Consider the following 3,494-nt stretch of genomic DNA (forward strand, 5'->3'; position numbering starts at 1 on the left):
GCGGGATACCCCGGCACACCCGTGAATGGACACCCGACGAGATGTACACGCTCGTCGACAATGATCTCGGACTGCGCATCTTCGATCTGGACGGCGACGGTCCTTACACGTTGCCCATGTTCCGGACGACCTTCGCGTCGGGGGCGCACTTCAACTTCGTCGCCCACCCCTGACCCGCGTCGCGGAAACGTCCGCGACGGCGGTCGTCGGCCTGACTTGCCGATCATCGGCTCGTAGTGGTCCGGGCGAAGCTCGCCCTTCGTGACCGCACCAGTCGAGATCCGTCCGGACGGGGCGGATCCCGCACAATGATCGGACAAATGATCGGACAAATGTGCCCATCGGGCTTCAAACGTTCCTGTACGAAGAGCAACCATTCGATACGGTTTCGGTAGGTCGCGGCGTCCGACCCGTCGAAACCAGACGGGTGGGCTCAGTGGCGCTGTAGGTGCCGTGAGCGGCAACGGAATGCCGCAAGGCACCACAGGCGTACGTGGCCGGTACGCGTACCACCCGTACGTCCACACTGAGAGGCTGCTCATGGCCCGGTCCCTCCGGGGCGGCTGTTCACCGCCAGCCGGTCCTGCACGGTCGACAGGTTCGATTCCCTCGGTCAACCCGACAACGAACGCCCATCGACGGCATCACGTTCAGCTGGACGACGCACCGGCCCGGACCTCCCGGTGGACCCCGGCACCGCTGCCACGTCCGCTGTCCCGCACGGATCCCGCGTCGCGAACCGAGGGGTGATGCCGGCTCCATCGTGGCGGCGCGCTTGGCGTAGCCACGTCTGGCTTGTCTATCTCTGTCTCGGTCTGATCGCCATCCTCGTCTACGGCCAGCTTCCCACGACCGGCGGCCCACGTGCCGTCCGGCTGGTCATCTACCTCTGCCTCAGCGCCTCGGCCGCGGGGGCCGTGTTCCTCGGCCTGCGACGCCAGGAGTTGGCCGACCGACGTCCCTGGCTGCTGATCGGAATCAGCCAGGTGATGTACGCCATAGGCGATGGTGCCTTCTACATCTTTCACTATATGCTTGACATCACAGAGTATCCGGCCTTGCCGGATGTGTTATATCTGGGCCACTATCCGCTGTTCGTCGTCGGTCTCGTTCTGCTGACCCGGCGACGGACCCAGGAACGGGACATCGCCGACCTGCTCGACGGATCGATGTTCCTGCTCGCGGCGGTTCTGTTGTCCTGGCTCTACCTGATCGCGCCGCAGGTGCGTGCGGACCAGGATCTGTTCGTCGGCGTCACCTCGGTGGCCTATCCGGCGATGGATCTGGCGCTGCTGGGGGTGGCCATCCGTCTCGTGCTGGGGCACGGGAGCCGCCCACCCGCCTTCTTCCTGTTGGCGGGCAATCTGCTCGCCAACCTGACCGCCGACACCATCTACGTCGTGCAGCAGACGAACGGGACCTTCGAGGTCGGCAACTACCTCGACGCGATCTGGTTGACAGGCAACCTCGCCCTCGGCGCCGCCGGGTTGCATCCGACCATGGTCGACCTCACGCGGCCGGCGTCCCCGCGCCACCAGGCGCGCAGCGGCCGGCGCCTGGTGGCACTGTCGAGTGCCGGGCTGGTGGCTCCGACCGTGCTGGCCGTGCAGGTGATCCGTGGTGATCTACGGGATCTGCTGGTCGTCGTGGCCGTAAGTGCGATCATGATGATTCTGATCATCGTTCGGATGGCGGGCCTGGAGGCCGACCAGCGGCGTCTGGCGATCACGGACGGGCTGACCGGCCTGCGTACCCGCCGCTATCTGGAGACCGAGATGAGGTTGGCGGCCGGTCGGGTACGACGCACCGGATCCGGAATGGGGCTGATCCTCGTTGACGTCGACCACTTCAAGTCGGTGAACGACCGATTCGGCCATCCGGCTGGTGATCAGGTGTTGACGGAGGTGGCTCGGCGACTGCTGGTCGTGACCCGTCCCGGTGACGTCGTCGCCCGTTACGGGGGTGAGGAGTTCGCGCTGCTCACGCTGAATGTCCGGGGAGACGCCCTCGCCGATATCGCCGAACGTCTGCGCCGCGGCGTCGGACGAGAACCCGTCCGGATCGTCCTGCCCGCGCCGCGAGTTCCGGATCCGCCGGCCCGCACGGGGGAGTCCGGGGCTGCGGGGTCTGCGGAGCCGGCGAGGGCGCGCGGCCAGGCCCGGTCGGGTGCCGGTGTCCGGGGAGACACCGGCGAGGAGTCGCTGCTGATCGCTGTGACGGTCTCGGTCGGAGCGACGGCCCTCCCCGATCACGCGGACGACACCTTCGCGCTCGTCGCAGCCGCGGATCGCGCGCTGTACGCCGCCAAGGCCGCGGGACGGGACCGGGTCGCGGTCGGCTCCGCCAGACCGGGCCATGACGTCGGTGGGCATGACGTCGGTGAGAGGGTTGGTTCGAGTAGACAGCACCCAGCCCCGGATGCCGTATCCGCCGTGGTGTCCCGGCGTACGCGATGGTGAGCGCGGCCACGGCGGCGGGCAGGTCGGCGAGCGCCGCCCGATCGTCCGTCCTCGGGATGGTCCGGCCGCGCGCCGGTCTTCCTTCCATGGCCATGATCGAAAGAGAGCAGGACGCCGTGAGCGATTCTGCCCATCCGGTGGCATCGGCGGGCCGTGTGGGGGTAGTTCTTTCGGATCGGTCCTGGAGTAACCGTTCCGGGTGCTTGGTCGGGTACTCTTCGTGGCACGGCGGGGTCATGCGCCGTGCTGGTGCGGCGCCGAGTGTTCGCTCCTTGTCCCAGAAGCGGTGGTTGTTCCCCCTCGGGAAAGATGGGGAGTGACGGACACGGTCGTAAGACCGATACTTTGACGCTCCAGCACCTGCATGTGGCGGACCGATCGTTCCCGGGTGGTCGAGAGGCGGAAGCGGTGAACCGGAACACGCGGGGAGGTACCGGCTACGACTCGGGCGGATGAGGCGTTGTGAACGGAGGTACGCAATCATGCGGTCCGGGGTGGCCGGGGGATTCCCTACCCAGCCCGTCTGATACCGCCGGCAATGCCGCACCAGATCCCCATCTGGACGTCATCACCGGTACGGGCTGTCCGTACCGAAGAAAGGTCACGAGAGAGGGGCATCCGTGCGAACGCTCGAACCCACCAGCCTCGACCTCGACTCAATCGAGGTCGACAAACTCGCCAAGGGCATCACTCTGAGTCTGCTCATCCCGGCCCGTGGCCCGGAGGCGGCTCGAACTCTCGGCGACATCATCGCACTCAACCGGCAACGCTGGATGCAGGAGCGTAGCGTGCTGGACGAGATCGGCGTGGTTGTCGACCCGTCGTCGGACGGGGACGAACATGGCCTGATGCGCATCGCGACCGGCGCGGGCGCCAGCTGGGTCGTGCGTGGGGAGTCGGTCCTGCAGCGTCACGCGGGCCGAGAGGCCACCACGACCGGCGGCAAGGCGGGTGCGATGCGTAGTCTCGCCTATCTTGCGTTCGGGAGTCGGCTCATCTTCCACGACGCCGATCTGGAAAGCTATGATCCATATA

General features: G+C 66.9%; 1 protein-coding gene and 1 pseudogene. Both read left to right on the forward strand.

What is annotated here, in order from left to right; genetic code table 11:
* The first annotated feature begins 749 nt into the window (after positions 1-749).
* Complete coding sequence (locus AC08OX_RS07660) at positions 750-2,459, forward strand: GGDEF domain-containing protein (protein WP_476607166.1); 1,710 nt, start codon at positions 750-752, stop codon at positions 2,457-2,459.
* A 620-nt stretch (positions 2,460-3,079) separates the two neighbouring features.
* Positions 3,080-3,494, forward strand: a pseudogene (locus tag AC08OX_RS07665) (glycosyltransferase family protein); the annotation flags it as partial.

The sequence above is a fragment of the Frankia sp. CoBUL1 genome (assembly GCF_978021245.1).